At 59.1% G+C, this 19,066-nt stretch carries 20 protein-coding genes; 16 read left to right on the top strand and 4 right to left on the bottom strand.

All coding sequences use genetic code 11. From position 1 onward, the window contains the following. Positions 1 to 22: 22 nt before the first annotated feature. Positions 23 to 643, bottom strand: a complete 621-nt coding sequence (locus D1841_RS07830) for a Crp/Fnr family transcriptional regulator (protein ID WP_160642784.1) — start codon at positions 641 to 643, stop codon at positions 23 to 25. Between the two features lie 152 nt (positions 644 to 795). On the opposite strand from D1841_RS07830, the gene D1841_RS07825 reads away from it, so the two are divergent. The 15 genes from D1841_RS07825 (at position 796) to D1841_RS07755 (ending at position 17,030) form a co-directional block, all read left to right on the top strand. Then, on the top strand, positions 796 to 1,902 hold the full coding sequence (locus tag D1841_RS07825; protein WP_160642785.1) for a Gfo/Idh/MocA family protein: 1,107 nt from the start codon (positions 796 to 798) through the stop codon (positions 1,900 to 1,902). Positions 1,903 to 2,105: 203 nt separating this feature from the next. Continuing rightward, the gene (gene recA / locus D1841_RS07820; RefSeq protein WP_160642786.1) at positions 2,106 to 3,278 is read left to right on the top strand and encodes a recombinase RecA; all 1,173 of its coding nucleotides are present in this window, start codon (positions 2,106 to 2,108) and stop codon (positions 3,276 to 3,278) included. Further along, on the top strand, positions 3,278 to 3,889 hold the full coding sequence (locus tag D1841_RS07815; RefSeq protein WP_160642787.1) for a regulatory protein RecX: 612 nt from the start codon (positions 3,278 to 3,280) through the stop codon (positions 3,887 to 3,889). Before recA ends, D1841_RS07815 begins: the two co-directional genes overlap by 1 nt. Before the next feature lie 58 nt (positions 3,890 to 3,947). Next, positions 3,948 to 4,823, top strand: a complete 876-nt coding sequence (locus D1841_RS07810) for a sugar phosphate isomerase/epimerase (protein WP_160642788.1) — start codon at positions 3,948 to 3,950, stop codon at positions 4,821 to 4,823. A 612-nt stretch (positions 4,824 to 5,435) separates the two neighbouring features. Beyond that, positions 5,436 to 5,882 (top strand): low molecular weight phosphatase family protein, encoded by a 447-nt coding sequence (locus D1841_RS07805; RefSeq protein WP_160642789.1) that lies wholly within the window; start codon positions 5,436 to 5,438, stop codon positions 5,880 to 5,882. Continuing rightward, on the top strand, positions 5,861 to 6,331 hold the full coding sequence (gene rimI, locus D1841_RS07800; RefSeq protein ID WP_237076262.1) for a ribosomal protein S18-alanine N-acetyltransferase: 471 nt from the start codon (positions 5,861 to 5,863) through the stop codon (positions 6,329 to 6,331). Before D1841_RS07805 ends, rimI begins: the two co-directional genes overlap by 22 nt. A gap of 4 nt (positions 6,332 to 6,335) precedes the next feature. After that, the gene (gene tsaD, locus D1841_RS07795) at positions 6,336 to 7,358 is read left to right on the top strand and encodes a tRNA (adenosine(37)-N6)-threonylcarbamoyltransferase complex transferase subunit TsaD (RefSeq protein ID WP_160642791.1); all 1,023 of its coding nucleotides are present in this window, start codon (positions 6,336 to 6,338) and stop codon (positions 7,356 to 7,358) included. 220 nt (positions 7,359 to 7,578) lie between these two features. Then, entirely contained in the window at positions 7,579 to 8,031 is a 453-nt protein-coding gene (dtd, locus tag D1841_RS07790) for a D-aminoacyl-tRNA deacylase (protein ID WP_160642792.1), read from the top strand. 21 nt (positions 8,032 to 8,052) lie between these two features. Continuing rightward, on the top strand, positions 8,053 to 8,964 hold the full coding sequence (locus D1841_RS07785; protein ID WP_160642793.1) for an acyltransferase domain-containing protein: 912 nt from the start codon (positions 8,053 to 8,055) through the stop codon (positions 8,962 to 8,964). Between the two features lie 245 nt (positions 8,965 to 9,209). Further along, a complete protein-coding gene (locus D1841_RS07780) occupies positions 9,210 to 10,067 on the top strand; it encodes a sugar phosphate isomerase/epimerase (RefSeq protein ID WP_160642794.1) in 858 nt (285 codons plus the stop codon). 22 nt (positions 10,068 to 10,089) lie between these two features. Further along, positions 10,090 to 11,094, top strand: coding sequence for a Gfo/Idh/MocA family oxidoreductase (locus D1841_RS07775; RefSeq protein WP_347563965.1), 1,005 nt, complete (start codon positions 10,090 to 10,092; stop codon positions 11,092 to 11,094). Between the two features lie 131 nt (positions 11,095 to 11,225). Beyond that, positions 11,226 to 12,287, top strand: coding sequence for an A/G-specific adenine glycosylase (gene mutY / locus D1841_RS07770; RefSeq protein WP_160642795.1), 1,062 nt, complete (start codon positions 11,226 to 11,228; stop codon positions 12,285 to 12,287). Positions 12,288 to 12,537: 250 nt separating this feature from the next. Then, complete coding sequence (locus tag D1841_RS07765; protein WP_160642796.1) at positions 12,538 to 14,211, top strand: polysaccharide biosynthesis protein; 1,674 nt, start codon at positions 12,538 to 12,540, stop codon at positions 14,209 to 14,211. A gap of 45 nt (positions 14,212 to 14,256) precedes the next feature. Further along, positions 14,257 to 15,768, top strand: a complete 1,512-nt coding sequence (locus tag D1841_RS07760) for a phosphomannomutase/phosphoglucomutase (RefSeq protein ID WP_160642797.1) — start codon at positions 14,257 to 14,259, stop codon at positions 15,766 to 15,768. Between the two features lie 20 nt (positions 15,769 to 15,788). After that, complete coding sequence (locus D1841_RS07755; protein ID WP_160642798.1) at positions 15,789 to 17,030, top strand: glutamate-5-semialdehyde dehydrogenase; 1,242 nt, start codon at positions 15,789 to 15,791, stop codon at positions 17,028 to 17,030. Between the two features lie 152 nt (positions 17,031 to 17,182). Here the strand turns inward: D1841_RS07755 and D1841_RS07750 are convergent, their stop codons facing one another. From D1841_RS07750 to D1841_RS07740, 3 genes are all read right to left on the bottom strand, one after another. Further along, complete coding sequence (locus D1841_RS07750; protein WP_160642799.1) at positions 17,183 to 17,530, bottom strand: hypothetical protein; 348 nt, start codon at positions 17,528 to 17,530, stop codon at positions 17,183 to 17,185. 128 nt (positions 17,531 to 17,658) lie between these two features. Beyond that, entirely contained in the window at positions 17,659 to 18,153 is a 495-nt protein-coding gene (locus D1841_RS07745) for a hypothetical protein (RefSeq protein ID WP_160642800.1), read from the bottom strand. A 40-nt stretch (positions 18,154 to 18,193) separates the two neighbouring features. Beyond that, positions 18,194 to 18,454 (bottom strand): hypothetical protein, encoded by a 261-nt coding sequence (locus tag D1841_RS07740; RefSeq protein ID WP_160642801.1) that lies wholly within the window; start codon positions 18,452 to 18,454, stop codon positions 18,194 to 18,196. A gap of 82 nt (positions 18,455 to 18,536) precedes the next feature. Between D1841_RS07740 and D1841_RS07735 the strand changes: the two genes are divergently transcribed. Continuing rightward, positions 18,537 to 19,066 (top strand): YfcE family phosphodiesterase (locus D1841_RS07735; RefSeq protein WP_160642802.1); only part of this gene is annotated, 530 nt, incomplete at its 3' end.

The raw sequence follows: 19,066 nt of genomic DNA, 5'->3' as shown, positions 1-19,066 counted from the left end.
TTTCCCTCCGCGGCGGAAGCGCTTACCGCAGTTGATATTTCCCCTTCCCCACCTTCTTTAAAACCCCGTCCTCGCACAGCTTTCTCACCACCCGCTGAAGCTGCCTGCGGCTGCAGCGGAACTGCAAAAGCCCCGCGTTAATGCTGTGCAGGGTGTGATCCGGCTGGACGTCCCGGAGAAAGGCCACCACCTTCTCCGCCAGGCGCTGCCCCGGGCGCCCCGCCATAGCGGACAGCATAACCAGCCGCACAGAATACTCCAGCAGGCGCCGCAGGAACAGGCTGTCCTTTTCCAGGACAGCCCTGTTTTTTTCTATGGGCAGCGCTATGCAAAGGGTGTCCTCCAGGGCCTCCGTATAGAGGGCAGGCTGGCTTTCCCGCACAAACTCCATCATGCCCAGCATATCCTGCTCCGCGCCCTGGGCCACGGAATAATCCCCGCCGTCCTCCCGCAGGCCGTATACCCGCACAGAGCCTTCCAAAATAAAGAGGAAGTCTTTCAGCGGGCGGTCGGGGGCTGCCAGCAGCTCGTGCTTTTTGTAGCCCACCAGCCGGAACCCCTGGGGGCTTCCGGAAAAGAACCCCCCTATACCTTTTTCCTCCATCAGCCGTTCCAGCAAAGCCTTATCCCGGATTTGTTCCATATGCCCGCCGTCCCTTTCCCTATATATTTTTGCACAGCCCGGTAAATTTTTTCTTATTGTGCCATATGACACAATAAAAGTCAAGGCAGATATGGTATAATTTCCCTGAGAATACGGGTACGCGATACCCATCCCTACAGGAGGAGCAAATTATGAGCAAAAAACTGAAAATCGGCATTGTAGGCTGCGGCGGCATTGCCAACCAGAAGCACCTGCCCGCCATGAAGGCAAACAGCGACCTGTGCGAGGTGGTGGCTTTCTGCGATATCATCCCCGAGCGGGCAGAGAAGGCCGCCAAGGAGTATGGCACAGAGGGCGCCAAGGTCTACGAGGATTACCATGACCTGCTGGCAAACCCGGAGGTTGAGGTTGTCCATGTGCTGACCCCCAACGTGGCCCACTGCCCCATCACAGTGGCTGCTTTTGAGGCTGGCAAGCATGTCTATTGCGAAAAGCCCATGGCCCATAACACCGCCGACGCGGAGAAGATGATCGACGCCTGGAAAAAGTCCGGCAAGCAGTTCACTATTGGCTACCAGAACCGCTTCCGCCCGGAAGTGCAGAACCTGAAGAAAGCCTGCGACAAGGGCGAGCTGGGCGATATCTATTACGGCAAGGCCCATGCCATCCGCCGCCGGGGCGTGCCCACCTGGGGCGTGTTCCCGGACAAGTCCAAGCAGGGCGGCGGCCCCCTCATCGACATCGGCACCCATGCCCTGGACATCACCCTGTGGTGCATGAACAACTATGACGTGGAAAGCGTCACCGGCTCTGTGTTCTACAAGCTGGGCGGGCTGGAGCAGGCCACCGAAGGCAACCTCTTCGGGCCGTGGGATCCCAAAACCTTTGAGGTAGAGGACAGCGCCATGGGCTTTATCCGCATGAAGAACGGCGCAGCCATCTCCCTGGAGTCCTCCTGGGCCATCAATATGCTGGAGTCCCGGGAAGCCAGCACCACCCTGTGCGGCACCCTGGCAGGCGCGGAAATCCGCTCTGGCATGAGCTATGCCAAGGACGAGCTGATTTATAACCGGGGCCGCAACGGCCAGCTTATGGAGGAGAGCATTTCCTCCGCAGGGGCTATCGCTTTCTTCGACGGCGCCGCCGGCAGCGCAGGCGTTGCCGATAACCGCCAGTGGCTGGAAGCAGTCCTGAACGGCACCCAGCCGCTGGTGAAGCCTGAGGAAGCCCTGGTGGTCACCAAGGTGCTGGAAGCCATCTATGAGGCCGACAGGACAAAGCAGGAAATCCGTTTCTAAAAAGCGGGAAATCCGTTTCAGCAAAGAAGGGCCGGGAGGGCATTCCTCTTGGCCTTTTCATTTTGCCCCATATTGCCGTCCAAGGGGCAGGAGGGCTTCTGCTTAAAACATTTGTTCGTGAATTTTCCGGAAACACATTGCTTTTGGAGGGAATATGGAGTATAATCAGCAGTAGAAATCAAGACAGAGGAGTGTTTACGCATATGGCAGAAAAAAAGCAGGCGCCCATCAGCACCCGGGCCTCTGACGTAAAGCCGGAGGAAAAGGCCAAGGCCCTGGAAACAGCCCTGGCCCAAATTAAGAAGCAGTTTGGGGAAGGGGCTGTCATGCGCCTGGGCCAGGACAGCGAACTGAACGTGGAGGCCATCCCCACCGGTTCCCTGTCCCTGGATTTGGCCCTGGGGATAGGCGGCCTGCCCAGAGGGCGCATCATCGAGATGTACGGGCCAGAGTCCTCTGGCAAAACCACCCTGGCCCTGCACTGCATTGCCGAGGGCCAGAAAATGGGAGGCAACGCCGCTTTCATTGACGTGGAGCACGCCTTGGATCCTGTCTATGCCGGGCACCTGGGGGTGGACGTGGAAAGCCTGCTGGTGTCCCAGCCGGACACCGGGGAGCAGGCCCTGGAGATTACGGAAGCCCTGGTGCGCTCCAATGCCATCGACGTGATTGTGGTGGACTCTGTGGCGGCTCTGGTGCCCCGGGCGGAAATCGAGGGGGACATGGGCGACACCCATGTGGGCCTCCAGGCCCGGCTTATGAGCCAGGCCCTGCGCAAGCTGGCAGGCGCCATCTCCAAATCAAACTGCGTAGCTATCTTCATTAACCAGCTCCGGGAAAAGGTAGGCGTGGTGTACGGCAACCCGGAGGTCACCCCTGGCGGCAGGGCGCTGAAATTCTATGCCTCTGTGCGGGTGGAGGTGCGCAAAGGCGAGGTCATTAAAAACGGCACAGACATGATTGGCGCCAGGACAAAGGTGAAAGTGGTCAAGAATAAAATCGCCCCGCCCTTCCGCACAGCGGAGTTCGATGTCATGTACGGTACAGGCATTTCCCGCACAGGGGAGCTTTTGGATATTGCCGTACAGCTTGAAATCGTCCAGAAAAGCGGGGCCTGGTTCTCCTATAACGGGGAGCGCATCGGCCAGGGCCGGGACAAGTCCAAGGACTACCTGGCAACCCATCCGGAGGTGTCGGCGGAAATTGAAAAGCTGGTGCGGGAAAATGTCAGCAAGCTGTACGACAACGGCCCTGCAAAGGGCGGCGTGAAGCCGGTGGCGCTGCCGGAAGCCCCTGCCCTGGAAGCGCCACCTCCGGCCCCCGCCGCTAAAAGCGCCCCGAAAAAGCCCAGCATTGACATTACGGTGGACGACTGATGGAATTGACAGCAGCAGAACCCCGCCGCCACCGCCTGACCCAGCTTTACATAGACGGAGAGCAGGCCGTAAAAGTGGATACGGAAACCTTCCTGCGATCCGGCCTGCGCCTAGGGGATGAGCTGGACGACGAAGAGCTTCACCAGTTGATACAGGCTTCCGATGCCCACAGGGCCAGGGAAAAGGCCCTGTACCTGCTGGAGCACCGGGCGCACTCTAAAAAAGAGCTGACGGAAAAAATTGCCCGCACCGCCGCCAGCCGAGAGGCCGCAGAGGCCGCCGCAGACCGCATGGAGGAACTGGGGCTTTTAAATGACGAGGAATACGCCCGCCGCTACGCCCAGGAGCTTTTCACCCGCAAGCGGTACGGCGTTATGCGGGTAAAGCAGGAATTGCGCCAAAAGGGCATAGACCCAGAGCTGATAGGGGAGCTTCTGGCGGAATATGCAGACGAGGACGCGGCCCTGGAGAACATGCAGGCACTGCTCTTTAAAAAATATCCCGGCTGGCAGGAGGACGAAAAGGTGCGCCGCCGGGCCTTTGCCGCCCTCCAGCGGCTGGGATACGCTTACACCGACATCCGCCGGGCCATGGAGATAGAGCCAGAATAAAGCGGCCCCCGCCCCAAAAACCACGATACACATGTATGATGAAAGAAGGGATTCAGCCATGATATTATCCACGCAAACCGATTTCCTGGGCCGCGCCTATGGCGAGGCAGAAGCCATCCGCATGCTGGCAAAGGCAGGCTTTGACGCCTATGACTTCAGCTTTTTCCCCATGTTTGAAAACCCCGAGTACCCCATAAACGGTCCGGACTTCCGGGAATATGCCCAGTCCCTCCGGGCTGTGGCGGAGGAAGCCGGCATTGCCTGCAACCAGGCCCACGCCCCCTTCGCCTCCTCCACCGGCGACCCCGAGGACGACGACCGCCGCTTTAAGGCCATTGTGCGCTCTATGGAGGCCGCTTCCATCCTGGGGGCCAAGGTGATTGTGGTACACCCCAAGCACCACCTGCCCTATATCACCCACGCGGCAGAGCTGCAAAAAATGAACGAGGAATTTTACAAACGCCTTGTGCCTTACTGCGAAAAATTCGGCGTCAAAGCAGCCTGCGAAAACATGTGGCAGGAAAACCCTGTGGCAAACCGCATTATCGACAGCGCCTGCTCCCGGCCCCAGGAGTTCTGCGCCTATATCGACCAGGCAGACAGCCCCTGGATAGTGGGGTGCCTGGACGTGGGCCACACTGCCCTGACAGACGAGGACTTAGGCGGCTTTATCCGGGCCATGGGGCCGAAGCGCCTGCAGGCCCTCCATGTCCACGACAACGATTTCCTGGAGGACTCCCACACCATGCCCTTCACCTGCAAGATAGATTTCTCCGCCCTGGTCACAGCCCTGAAGGAAATAGGCTATGAAGGGGACTTCACCCTGGAGGCAGATCACTTCCTGGAAAAATTCCCCCTGCCTTTGGTGCCCGACGCCCTTGCCCTGCTCTATAAAACCGGGCGCTTCCTGGCAGACCAGTGCGAAAAGCCTTAAGGCAATACCGCATAATTCTAAGAGGTATATCGCGGAAGAGATTTTTTCGTCAGAGGGCATAAAGGCTGCGCAGGCAAGCTGGCGCTTGGCAAGCAGGCTTTGTGTGCTATGACGGAAAAATGGCCCGCGAGATGCCGCTTAAGACGGTAGTCGTGAATTGTGCGGTGTTGCCTTAAGGCAGCACCGCACAATTCCCCGCTTCCGCCTTAAGCGGTATTGCCTTAACAGCAGTAAAACCAATTGCGCACCACAGGCATTTATCTGTAATTTCAGAGCAAAGCCGCCTGCCGGGACGAAGCCTGGCAGGCGGCTCTTTCTGTCTTAATTTTTAAGAGGATATGGAAATGCATGGCTGGATATGGTATAATGTGTTCTGACGAACACTTGGGAGTATCCCTCTCGCGCACAGCGCTCGCCCCCTGCTTCGCAGGGGTATCGGGAACTCCGGATAAGGTTATGGTATAATAGCTGTAAGCTATTATATTTGATTATAAAATTGCCCCGCCCGGTTCTTTCCTCCGGTCAGACGGGTGACAGGCATATACCAACGCGCTGTGCGCATACAGCAGGAAGCACGTAAAAAACAAGGCTGAATAAAGGAAACAAAGCGGCATGATAAAAATCTTATTCGTATGCACAGGCAACACCTGCCGCAGCCCTATGGCGGAAGGGCTGTTCCGGCAGATGGCAGAGCAGTCCGGCACAAAGGGGCATGTACTGTGCCAGAGCGCGGGGCTTTCCGCGGTGGAGGGGGAACCTGCGGCGGAAAACGCGGTGCTGGCCTGCCAAGAGCTGGGAATAGACATTTCCGGCCACAAGGCCCGGCGGGTTTCCGGGGAGGAGATCCCCATATGGGACGTGTTCTTCACCATGTCCAAAACCCACGGGTACATTTTAGAGCAGGCCGGGGCGCTGCCGGAGCGGATATACGTCCCCGGCTTTATTGCCGATCCCTTTGGGCAGGATCTGCAGGTTTACCGCCAGTGCCGGGACAAGCTGCGGGACGAGCTGCAAAAGTTCTGGGGCAAGCTTGCCCCTTGGATAGAGGACAGGCCATGAGCCTGGAGGTGCGCCCTATGGAAAAGGGAGACTTGGAAGCTTTGGCGGCCTTGGAAGCCCTGTGCTTTTCAGAACCCTGGAGCCAGGAATCCCTGGGAGAGGAGCTTTCCAACCCCAACGCCTGTTTCCTGACGGCAGCAGAGGGCGGGGAAGTTTTGGGCTATGGGGGAATGCACTTTGCCTGCGGGGAGTTTTACCTGGACAATCTGGCAGTTTTCCCCCAGCACAGGCACAAAGGCGCGGCCCGGGCCATCCTGCTGGCCCTGCGGGACTTCGCCCTTGCCCAAAAGGGCAGCTTCCTCACCCTGGAGGTGCGTCCCTCCAACGCCGCCGCCATCGCCTTATACACAGGGCTGGGCTTCCGGGAGACGGGCAGGCGGAAGAACTTTTACACCCGCCCGGCAGAGGACGCCCTGCTTTTGCAGTTGGATTTAACAGGGGAGGCATAGGCATATGATTCTTTTAGGCATTGAAAGCTCTTGCGACGAGACTGCCGCCGCTGTAGTGGAGGACGGCAGGCAGATACTTTCCTCGGTGGTGGCCTCCCAGATTGAGCGGCACCGGGTGTTCGGCGGCGTGGTGCCGGAAATCGCCTCGCGGCTGCACAGCGAAGCCATCACAGGGGTGGTGCAGGAGGCCTTGTCCCAAAGCGGGAAGCAGCTTTCCCAGATAGACGGCATAGCCGTCACCTGCGCCCCGGGGCTTATTGGGGCACTGCTGGTGGGGGTGAATTTCGCCAAGGGGCTGGCCATTTCCGCCGGGCTGCCCCTTGTCCCGGTACACCACCTGCGGGGCCATGTGGCCTCCAATTACCTCACAAGCCCCGGCCTTACGCCCCCCTTCCTGTGCCTGGTGGTGTCAGGAGGCCACTCCCACATTGTGGCGGTGGAGGATTACACCCGCCTGCGGGTGCTGGGCCGCACCCGGGACGACGCGGCAGGAGAGGCTTTCGACAAGGCGGCCCGGGCCATGGGCATCCCATACCCTGGCGGGGTGGAGCTGGATAAAATCGCGGAGGGGGGCAACCCCCAGGCCTATAAGCTTCCCCAGCCCCATGTGGCGGGCGCGCCCCTGGACTACAGCTTTTCCGGGTTGAAAACAGCGGTGCTGAACCTGCTGCACAACGCCAAACAGAAAGGGGAGGAAGTCAGTATCCCGGATCTGTGCGCCAGTTACAGGCAGGCGGTGGTGGCCAGCCTGACAACAGCCTTTATGAAGGCGGCAGAGCAGACGGGCATGAAGAAGCTGGCTGTGGCTGGCGGGGTGTCTGCCAACCGCCTGCTGCGGCGGGAGCTTGAGTCCCTGTGCGGGAAATCCGGCCGGGAGCTGTACCTGCCTGCCCTGCCCCTGTGCGGGGACAACGCGGCCATGATAGCCAGCCAGGGCTACTATGAATATCTGGCGGGGAACCGGGCGGGATCTGACCTGAACGCCTCCCCCAACATGCCCATAGACTTTCCGGCGGGACAGCCGTAAGGCCTTTGGGACAGCCCCATTTTGCAGGACGGGGCTGGGTTTCTTGCAAAACCAATTGTGAACAAAGTGTTAAAACTGGTAAAATAAAGCAAAAACCTGCTGTTTTGTAAACAAATTGTCACACCTGTAACAGGATTGTCCCTTGACAACAAGCGGCAAAAATCCAGAAACCAGCGGGGGATTTTTCCCGGGCAGCCGGGAGCAAAAAAGGGGGATAAATATGCGGGTTGTATTGCAGCGGGTAAACCGGGCAGTCCTCACAGTGGAGGGCCTAAGCCCCCGGAGCATCGGGGAGGGCCTTGTAGCCTTTCTGGGGGTGCTGCAGGGGGACGGGGAGTCCCAGGCAGACTTCCTGGCAGAGAAAATCTGCGGGCTGCGGATTTTCAAAGACGAGGCGGACAAGATGAACCGTTCCCTGCTGGACGTAGGCGGGGAGCTGCTGGTGGTGTCAAACTTCACCCTGGGCACAGACTGCAAGCGGGGGCGCAGGCCCTCCTTCGACATGGCGGCCCCGCCGGAGCTGGCAAAGGCCCTGTATGAGCGGGTGGTGGAAAAGGCCCGGGCTTTGGGGGTGCGGGTGGAAACCGGGGAATTCGGGGAGCACATGCACGTGCTGGTGGAAAACGACGGGCCGGTGAATATCATCATCGACACAGAGAAAATAGGAAAATAAAACTTTTCGGGAGGTACTTGCGTGAAAAACTTGGATTTGGATTTTATGGCGCTGCTTATGGACAAAACCGGCTTTCCCCAGGAAGCCAAGGCAAGCCTGCTGGAAAGCGCCCGGGCAATGGAGGACAAGGGGCAGGCCCCGGCCCTTTTAGAGGCCCTGGACGCTTTTTACCAGAACGGCTTTTCCACAAAGGATGCCCAGCCCGCCATTGACGCCATGGCGGAAAAGGCAGCTTTAAGCCCTTATACCGTTTGGATGCTTTTCCTCATGCAGGGGGCCAGGCGTGCCAAAGGGGACTATGAAAAGAAGGGCGTGGGCGAGGACATTTTCTGGGCCACCTTCTCCGACTTGCGCTATAAGGCATTGGAGTGCAAGGAAAACCACGATGTGTGGGGCACCTTTGTGGCCTTCTGGTATCCCATTTTCTATTCCTGCGACATTGTGAAGCTGGGCCGGCTGGAGTATGAAAACCGCGCCTACGACGGCCCTGCCTATGAGAAAAACGGCTTTTCCCTGCGCCCCGGGGACAAGGTGAAAAGCATCCACATCCCCTCCAGCGGCGAGCCGTTTAACAGGGAGGCCCGGATGGACTCCTACCGGCAGGCCTATGCCTTTTTCAAGGAAGAGCTGGGAGGGGGGCCGCTTTTGTGCGTGTGCCATTCCTGGCTGCTGTACCCGGAGTATAAGAAAATCCTGAAGCCCGGCTCCAATATCGTAGATTTCCAGTCTGATTTTGACATCATCAAGGCGGACGCAGAGGAATTCGGAGACGCCTGGCGGGTGTTCGGGCCTCAGCACACCCTGCCTGCCGCAGATCTTCCAGAGGACACCTCCATGCGCCGGGCCTTTAAGCAGCACCTGCTTTCCGGCGGCACCACCGGGGAGGGGCTGGGGATCCTGATTTTTGACGGGGAGAAAATTGTGAACGTGTAAGACCTCGGGGCTGTCTCGCCTGCCGGCTCGGTCGGTTCGCATCTTGTCTGCCACTGGCAGACGCTCACCCCCGCACCCCTGCAAGCCTTTTTAAAAGAAAGGTAACCATTCCCCAAGGGAATGGCTGACCGAAAAACCGAGGAAGGGCATTCGCGTGAAAAATACAAAGAAAGGAACGATACCGGGCACAAAAGGTTGATATTTCATCTCTTTTTGTGCGTATTCTGTATCGCATGGCGATTTTAATGGAAAAAATTATTTTGTCCGGATTTTCAGATGAGATTGCCCCGGGCTTTGACCAGCAGCTTGCGGCTGTGAAGGAATTTGGCCTGGGCTACATAGAGCTGCGGGCCGCGGACGGCATCAATGTTTCCGATTTCACCCCGGAGAAGCTGCGGGAGGTGAAGGGGAAGCTGGCGGAGGCCGGAATCAAGGTGTCCTCCATCGGCTCGCCCATTGGGAAAATCAACATAGCGGACGATTCCCAAGGGCACATGGAAAAGTTCAAGCGCACCCTGGAAATCCAGAAGGAGCTGGACGCGCCCTTCCTGCGGATGTTCAGCTTTTACCTGCCGGAGGGGAAATCTCCGGCAGACTGCAAAGAGGAGGTTTTCAGCCGGGTGGGCGCCCTTGCGGAGGAAGCGGGACGCTGGGACGCGGTTCTGCTCCACGAAAACGAAAAGGAAATTTACGGGGACACAGCCCCCCGGTGTTTGGAGTTGATGAAAGCCTTTTACGGGCCGCATTTTAAAGGGATTTTCGATTTCTCCAACTTTGTGGAGGTGGGCCAGGACACCCTGGAAGCTTACCAGATGCTGAAGCCCTATATTGCCTATATCCATGTGAAAGACTGCCTGGCAGAAGAAAAACGGGTGGTGCCCGCCGGAAAGGGAGACGGGCACGTGAAAGAAATTTTGTCTGATTTGATTGCTGGGGGCTTTGCGGGCTTCCTCTCCCTGGAGCCGCACCTGACAGACTTTATGGGCCTTGCCGCTCTGGAGCAGCACGCCCAGAAGCGGGAGGAAACCGACGGGAAGGTCGCCTGGAAAACCGCCTTGGACGCGCTGCGGGGTATTTTACAGGAAATACCGGCGGCGCAATAATGGAAAACGGGAGGGACAGCTTGTGGAAGGAAGCTTGAAAAGCGCGGTTATCGGCTGCGGCGGCATTGCCCAGGTGCATGGGGCTGTGCTGCGGGACATGGAGGAAGCGGAGCTGATTGCCTGCGCAGACATCATCCCCCAGCGGGCGCAAGCCTTTGGGGAGAAATTCGGGGCCAGGGCTTATGGCTCTTTAGAGGAACTGCTGGAAAAGGAGCAGCCGGAGGTGGTGCATCTGTGTACCCCTCATTATCTGCACACCCCTATGGCAAAGCTTTGCGCCCAGCGTGGCATCCACGTTTTCACGGAGAAGCCCCCGGTGATAGACCGGGAGCAGTGGCAGGCATTTTCCAGCCTGGGGGACATCCCCGGCGTGCGCGTTGGCGTGTGCTTCCAGAACCGCTACAACCCAAGCGTCCGGCTGCTCCGGGAGCTGCTGGAAGGCGGCAAACCGGGAAAGCTTTTAGGCGGCAGGGCTTTTGTCACCTGGAGCCGGGACGCGGCCTATTATACGGAAAGCGGCTGGCGGGGGAAGCTTGCGACAGAAGGCGGCGGCGCGCTGATTAACCAGTCTATCCACACCCTGGATTTACTGGTGCAGTTTTTCGGCAAAGCCAGCGGGGCGGAGGCCTCCATGGCAAACAGGCACTTAAAGGGCGTTATCGAGGTGGAGGATACCCTGGAGGCTGCCATCGACTTTAACGGGCGCACCGCCCTGTTTTACGCCACCACCGCCTATTGCGCCAATTCCCCTGTGATGCTGGAGCTGGCGTGCGAAAACGCCACCCTGCGCATGGAGGAGGAGAACGTCACCCTGCTTTGGGCAGACGGCCGGACAGAGCACCGCTCTTTCCCCCAGGGAGGCGGCCCCGGGGCTGGCAAGGCCTATTGGGGCAGCAGCCATGGGCTGTGCATTGGGGATTTTTACCGCTGCGTGCAGGCAGGAGAGCCTTTCCCCAATGACATCCCCGGGGTGCGGGACACGATGGAGTTGATGCTGGCGGTGTATCAGAGCGCCCGGGAAGGATAGAACCGGGCCGCAAACCGCCGTTTTTTCAAAACGGCGCCGCGGCAAAGGCGCGGAGAGGGGGCATGGAACCATGCCCCCTCTGTTTGCGGGCCGGACGCGGCGGGCAGAAGGTTGGGAAAGGAGGGGCAGGGATGGAGGATATACTGGGGCAAGCGCCTGGCCTGCTGCTTGCCTGGTATGAAAAAAATGCCAGGGCGCTGCCCTGGCGGGAGGACCCAAGGCCTTACCGGGTGTGGGTGTCGGAAATTATGCTGCAGCAAACCCGGGTGGAGGCGGTGAAGCCTTATTTCCAGCGGTTTATGGAGGCGCTGCCCACAGTGGAGGCACTGGCAGAGGCCCCGGAAGAACAGGTGCTGAAGCTATGGGAGGGGCTGGGATATTACAGCCGGGCCAGGAACCTCCACAGGGCGGCAAAGCTGGTGGCGGAGCGATATGGCGGGGAAGTCCCCGGCACTGTGAAAGAGCTGCTGGCCCTGCCGGGGGTGGGCAGCTATACGGCGGGGGCTGTGGCGTCCATTGCCTTTGGGGTGCAGGCCCCGGCAGTGGACGGCAATGTGCTGCGGGTGGTATCCCGGCTGCTGTGCCGGGAGGAGGACATCCTGTCCCCTGCGGTGAAGAAAAAGACGGAGCAGGAGATAGCCGCCATCCTGCCCCAGGGCCGGGCAGGGGATTTTAACCAGGCCATGATGGAGCTTGGGGCGCTTATCTGCCTGCCGGGAGGGAACCCCGCCTGCAAAAGCTGCCCCCTGGAAGGAATTTGCAGAGCCAGGGCCTTGGGGGTGGAAGGCTCCCTGCCGGTAAAGGCCCAGAAGAAGCCCCGGCGGGTGGAGGAGCGGACGGTGTTCCTGCTGGTTTGCGGGGGCCGGGCCGCCCTGCGCCAAAGGGACGAAAAGGGGCTTTTGGCGGGGCTGTGGGAGCTGCCGGGCGTGCAGGGGAGGCTTACGGAAGAGGAGGCCCGGGGTGTCCTGCTGGAGTGGGGCGCGAAGCCCGGGGCGCTTTGGAAGCTGGGCAATGCCCAGCATGTGTTCTCCCACCTGGAGTGGCGCATGACAGCCTGGGCCGGGGAGACGGAAAGGCCCTGCCCAGGGTTCTTCTGGGCGTCAAAGGAGGACTTGCGGCGGGACATCACCCTGCCTTCCGCCTTCAAAGCGTACCGGGGGGAGCTTTTCCGGCTGCTGGGAGAGGAGCCATAAAACCCCCGGGCGCGGAGGGGGCTGGCCTTCCGGATAAAGGCGGCGCATGCTTCCCGCCGCTTTTAGGGCTGCATCCCCTTTCCGGCAGGCTTTGGGAAAAACTATCCTGCCCTGCAAATTTTCCGCTTCCCTGCGAAAACTAATCCCATAAAGATTGACCTTTTTCCAGGTTTGGGGTACAATATATCCAATGCAAACACAAGTCCAGCGCAAGATTTGGGCGCAACCCTTTAAGACGGCAGGAGACTTTATGGCACAGGAGAAGAAACAAAGCTTCATGAAAGGGGCGGCAATTTTGTCTGCCTCTACTTTGCTTGTAAAAATATTGGGGCTTTTGTTTTCCATTCCCCTGGCGAATATCATCGAGCCTTCCGCCATGTCCTATTTCTACACAGCCTATGATATTTTCGCTGTGTTTCTCATGCTTTCCACCGCGGGCCTGCCTATTGCCGTTTCCCGCATGGTGGGCACAGCCTATGCCCAGGGCCGCAAAAGGGAGGCAGACCGGGTGTTTGCCGTAGCCTTCTGGCTGTTCTTCTCCATCGGGCTGCTGGGCGCCCTGCTGATGGTTTTCTTTTCCAACCAGATAGCCGGGTTCTACAACAACCCCCGGGCCAGCTATACCATTGTTGCCCTGGCCCCCACCCTGTTCTTCCTGTCTATTATGTCCGCCTTGCGCGGCTATTTCCAGGGGCGCTCCAACATGGTGCCCACAGCCATTTCCCAGAGCATTGAGGCCATTACCAAGGTGATTATCGGCGTGGGGCTGGCGGTGTTTATCCTCCGGCAGTATGACTCCCACATGTGGGCGGCAGTGGGGGCCATTGTGGGGGTTTCGGTCAGCGCTTTTTTAGGGATGCTGTACCTGGTGTTTGCCAAAATCCGCCAGAAGCGCCGGGACAGGGAGGCTTTAAGCCAGGACGATTCCCCTATGCGCTCCCGCAAGGAGCTGCTTATCCTCCTCACCCGCTTTGCGGTGCCCATCACCTTAGGCTCCTGCTTTTTAAGCGTGCTGGACTCTGTGGACTCTGCGGTGATTATGGACAGGTTGCAAAACGCGGCGGGCTTCACCCAGGAGGCCTCGGAGAGCCTGCGGGCCATGCTGGGCCATGCCCGGAAATTTTTCGATTTGCCCGGGGCCTTTGTTATCCCCATTGCAAACTCCCTGCTGCCTGCCCTTTCCGGGGCCATTGCCTCTAAGGACAGGCGGTCGGTGGATTTGATTTCCTCTGTGTCCATGCGGGTGACCCTGCTGATTTCCATTCCCGCCAGTGTGGGGATGGCCATTTTCGCAGAGCCTATCTGCGGCCTGCTTTTAGCCGGAAGGCCGGAGACGGCCGCCGCCACAGCGCCGCTGCTTTCCATGCTCAGCGTGGCTATCGCCTTTAACGCCACCCTGTATACGGGCAACGCCATTTTGCAGTCCTTTGGCAGGCCTGTTATCCCGGTGCTGAACATGGCGGCAGGCGGCATTATCAAGATAGCCCTTTCCTATGCGCTGGCAGGCATCCCGGAGATTAACGCCATGGGTTCCGCCATCAGCACAGCGGCGGCTTACTTTGTGATGATGGTTTTAAACTTCATTGCCATTAAGGGAAGCCTGCCCAACATGGACAGCGTGATTGGCATCTCTTTGCCCATCCTGCTTTCCTCCGCTGTGATGGGCCTTGTTTCCTATGGCTGTTATTATGGCCTGTGCCTGCTTGTAAGCCCCCGGATTGCTTTGCTGCCAGCCATTATGGTGGCTGTGGGGGTATATGTCCTGTGCATTGTGGCGTTCCGGGCGGTGAGTTATGACGACGTGGCCATGCTGCCCAAGGGGGAAGCCCTGGCCCGGATGCTGAAGGTGAAAAAGAAGGTGCGGCCCCGGCACATGCGGCAAAAGCCTGCGAAAGGCCCCAGGGGCGCGCGGCATGGGCAGTGAGGGGATGCAAGGCCCCAAGGTCTTACAGGAAAAAGGAGGTTCCATATGGAATACAGTAAACTGAAAAGCGGCACAGACATCCGGGGGGAGGCGTGTGAAAATCCCCAAGGGCTGCCTGTCACCCTGACAGACGAGGTAGTGGAGGCCATTGCCGGGGCCTTCCTCATGTGGTGCGAAAAGCGCCTGGGCCATCCGGCAGAGGGCCTGCGGATAGCGGTGGGCCGAGATTCCCGGATTTCCGGGCCGCGGATATTGGAGGCGCTGAAAAGGGTTTTCATCCGGTATGGCGTGCAGGGATTAGACTGCGGCCTTGCCTCCACCCCCTCCATGTTTATGGCGGTGAAAAACCTTCCCTGCCACTGCTCGGTGCAGATAACCGCCAGCCACCACCCCTTTTACCGCAACGGCCTGAAATTCTTTACAGAAGAAGGGGGGCTGGACAGCCCGGACATTTCGGAAATCCTGGCGTATGCCCAGCAGGGCCTGTGCCCGGAAAAGGAGTGCCCTGGCGCCTGGAAAGGGGTTTGCCACATGAAAACCTATGCCCAGGGCCTGCGGGAGCAGATTAAGCGGGAGGTAAACGGGGAGGACTACGATCATCCCCTAAAGGGCCTGCACATTGTGGTGGACGCAGGCAACGGGGCCGGGGGCTTTTATGCCGGGGAGGTGCTGGAGCCTTTAGGGGCGGATGTTTCCGGCAGCCAGTTTTTAGAGCCGGACGGCATGTTCCCCAACCACATTCCCAACCCCGAGGACAAGGAGGCTATGGCGTCCATTTCCCAGGCTGTGGTGCGGGCAAAGGCAGACCTGGGCGTGATATTCGACACAGACGTGGACAGGGGCGCGGCAGTGGACAGCACAGGGCAGGAAATCAGCCGGAACCGCCTGGTGGCCCTTGCTTCCGCCATAGCCCTGGAAAAGGCCCCGGGGGGCACCATTGTCACTGATTCCATCACCTCCGACGGCCTGAAAACCTACATTGAGGAAACCCTGGGGGGACGGCACCACCGCTTTAAGCGGGGCTATAAGAACGTGATAAACGAGGCCCTGCGCTTAAACAAGGAGGGCACAGACTGCCCCCTGGCTATCGAAACCAGCGGGCACGCCGCCATGCGGGAAAACTATTTCCTGGACGACGGGGCCTATCTGGTGACGAAAATCATCATCAAGCTGGCGGCTTTGCGCAAAGAGGGGAAGGATTTGAAATCCCTGCTGGCCCCTTTGCGGGAGGCTGTGGAAGAAAAGGAAGTGCGCCTGCCCATTCTGTCAGAGGATTTCCGGGCCTGCGGCCAGAAGCTGATTGACAGCCTGGAGGCATATGCCAAGGCCCAAAGCTGGCAGATTGCCCCGGACAGCCGGGAGGGCCTGCGGGTTTCCTTCCCCAAGGGGGAGGGGGAAGGATGGTTTTTGCTGCGGCTTTCCGTTCACGATCCCATCCTGCCCCTGAACATAGAGAGCGACGCTTCCGGCGGCACAGAACAGATAAAGGAGAAGCTGTTAGGCTTTTTCCGCTCCCATGGGGAGGGTGTTGATATATCCCCCCTGGAGCGGGCGTGAACCGGCAAGGAGGAAAGCGGATGACAAAGTTGGAGGAAATGGGGGCGCTGGCCAGGAAAGCCGCCCACACCCTGGCAGTTTTAGGCCCGGAAAAGGAAGCGGCCCTGCACAAAGCCGCCCAGGCGCTGCTGGCCCATGAGGAGGAAATCCTCATAGCAAACCGGGAAGATTTGGCGGCGGGGGAGGAAAAGGGCCTCACCCCCGCCCTTCTGGACAGGCTCCGGCTGACCCCGGAGCGCATCGCCTCCATGGCGGCGGCTATGGAAGAGGTGGCAAAGGCGGCGGATCCTATCGGGCAGGTGCTTTTAGGGGAAAAGCGGCCCAACGGCCTGGAAATCCAGAAAATTACCGTCCCCCTGGGAGTGGTGGGCATTATTTATGAGGCCCGGCCCAATGTGACCAGCGACGCCTGCGCCCTGTGCCTGAAGGCGGGAAACGCCGTTATCCTCCGGGGCGGCAAGGAGGCCCTTTGCTCCAACAAGGCCATTGTGCGGGTGCTGTGTGACGCCCTTACAGGGGCAGGCCTGCCTTTGGGCAGTTTGCAGCTTGTGGAAGACCCGGGCCGGGAGGCGGCAAAGGAACTGATGGGCCTTACCGCCTATTTGGACGTGCTTATCCCCCGGGGCGGTGCGGGGCTTATCCGGGCTGTGAAGGAGCAGGCAAAGGTGCCTGTGATTGAAACCGGGGTGGGCAACTGCCACGTGTATGTGGATGAATCCGCCAACCTGGACATGGCTGCGGAGATTATTTTTAACGCCAAAACCTCCCGGCCCTCGGTGTGCAATGCCATTGAAACTGTGCTTGTCCACAGTGCCATTGCGGACAAGGCCCTGCCCCTCATGGCCCGGCGGCTTTCCCAGAAGCAGGTGGAGCTGCGGGGCTGCCCCCGGGTGCGGGCTATCCTGCCGGAGGCTTTGGCTGCCACAGAGGAGGACTGGGCCACAGAATATCTGGACTATATTCTGGCTGTAAAGGTGGTGGATTCTTTGGAGGAAGCTCTTGACCATATTGCGGCGTATTCCAGCGGGCACAGCGAGTGCATTGTCACCGAGAGCTATGCCAATGCCCAGCGCTTCCTCCAGCAGGCGGACAGCGCTGCCGTATATGTAAACGCCTCCACCCGCTTTACGGACGGGGGCGAATTTGGCCTGGGGGCGGAAATCGGCATTTCTACCCAGAAGCTGCACGCCCGGGGGCCTATGGGCCTTCAAGCCCTTACCTCCCACAAGTTCCTCATTCGGGGAAGCGGGCAGGTGCGGTAATCTTGCTGGGGCGCGCTTTTTTGCCTCTGGCGGGCAGGGGCCAGGCCCCTGCACCCTGCCAGAGGGCCAAAGGCCCTCTGGACTCCCGCGCTGCGCTTACCGCGCTCTGGCTGCGTGCTGTGGGGACATATCTGCCCGCGCCGCTGGTTTTTTCACATGAGCAGGAACAGCAGGGCAAACAGCAGCTCCTGATTTCCCTCCTCGCTGCCCAGCAGGATCAGCAGGGCCAGGATGATGGTGCGCTCTTTATCCTTGAACAGATTTTCCAGCAAGCTGTTTGCCCCCTCTGCCTGGACAGGCCGGCCTTGGGGGGCAGGGGGTGGTTCAGGTGGCGGGGGCGCTTCCGCCGGGGCCTTGGGCGGCTCTTTGGGGGATTCTTTTGAGGGCCTGCCCTCTCCCTGGGTGTGCCGGGGCTGGGGCATCCGCGCCCGGGACTGCATTTCCCTGGCCCGCCGGGCCGCCTCCTCCTGCATCCGCCTCATGTCAAATTCACCGGGCATAGCCCCTCACCTGCGCTTTCATTGGAAATTTTATAAAAAGAAATGAAGGAACATAAAAGCTTCCTGCCATGCGCTAGTTTCTGCGTACAGGGGCGCAGAAAGGCCTTTGAAGATTGGTAATGCGCCCACTAGATCAGCCCGGAGAGCAGGCCGGAAAACACGCCGCTCTCTTTTAAGAGAGGCAGCAGCCGCATCATTTGCAGGATTTTCAAAGCTTCGTCCACCTTCTTCTGGCGCTCTGCCCCCAGGAGCGGGCGCAGGGCATAGAGCAGGCGGGTGGAGTCATCCTCCTGGTTCACCTGGCTTAAAAGGGGCGCAAGCTTTGTGAGCATGCTCAGCATTTGGGTGTTGTTCCCAAGGCCGCCCAGGTTTGCCAGAGCGTTTTGGGGCTGGCTCTGCTGGCTGCCTGCGGCCTGATCATTGCCCAGCGCCCCCAGCATTCCTGCCAGGGCAGAAAGGTCTGGCGTACTGCCAGCGCTTCCTGTGGCTGGCTGCTGAGTTGGCGCCTGCTGCTTTTGCTGCCCGGTGTCCCCCAGCCCCAGGGAACTGATGACGCTTTGTATCTGCTGCATACTGTTGGGGTCTGACAAAATACTGTTAATCTGCTGGGAAAGATCTTCCACAGGGACGCCTCCTTTCCTGCCCCGGTTTTTCAGGCTGCTTTTATTTCTGTTTCCCGCCGCCTAAAAGGTTTAAAAGTGCCTGCGCCTGGGGCGTGGAAAGCAGCTTTTTTGCTGCCTCCGGATCGGTGAGTACTTTTTGCATAGCGGCGCTCTCCTTCGCGCCCATGTTCCCCATCATCCGGGACAGGTCGCCGTTCTGGGCGGCGGTTTTTAAATCCTCCGGGGTGGTGCCCATGCGCTGGGCTGTAACCCGCAAAAGGTTTTCCAACTGTTTGTTTTGCGTATTGCGGGGCTTATCCATAAGCCTTCCCTCCTTTCCCATACTTTCTATACTATGCGCGGGTTGGGAAATTGATGAATTTCAAGTGAAAAGGTGTGACGTTATGCGTGTTTTAGTAGTATCAGACTCCCACGGGGACAGCATCTCCCTGCGCCGGGCTATCCTTGCCCAGCCCAAGGCGGAAGTGGTTATCCACTTAGGAGACGGGGAGGTGGAGGCGCAGCGGCTTAAAGCCAGCTTTCCGGAGAAGATGTTTTTGCAGGTGCGGGGCAACTGCGACTGGGGTTCTGAACTGCCTGTAACCGGCCTCTGGGAGTTTGAGGGTGTAAAGGTCTTTTATACCCATGGACATGCCTACGGGGTGAAATCCGGGCTTTATAACGCTGTGTGCGCCGCCCGGGAGCAGAAAGCCCAGGTGCTGCTGTTTGGCCACACCCACCGCGCCTTGACTGACTATGAAGAGGGGCTGCATATTATGAATCCCGGCTCTCTAAGCGGCTGGCAGGCAAGCTACGGCACCTTGGACATTACCTCCCAGGGAATTGTGACAAACCTTATAAAGTACAGTTTACAAGGGACTACACAAGGTAACGGTCTGACGGGCGCTGATATGCCCGTCAGATTTTCCATGTG

The sequence above is a fragment of the Neglectibacter sp. X4 genome (assembly GCF_009917365.1).
Classification (GTDB): Bacteria; Bacillota; Clostridia; order Oscillospirales; family Acutalibacteraceae; genus Acutalibacter.
This window is presented reverse-complemented; position numbering and strand designations above follow the sequence as displayed.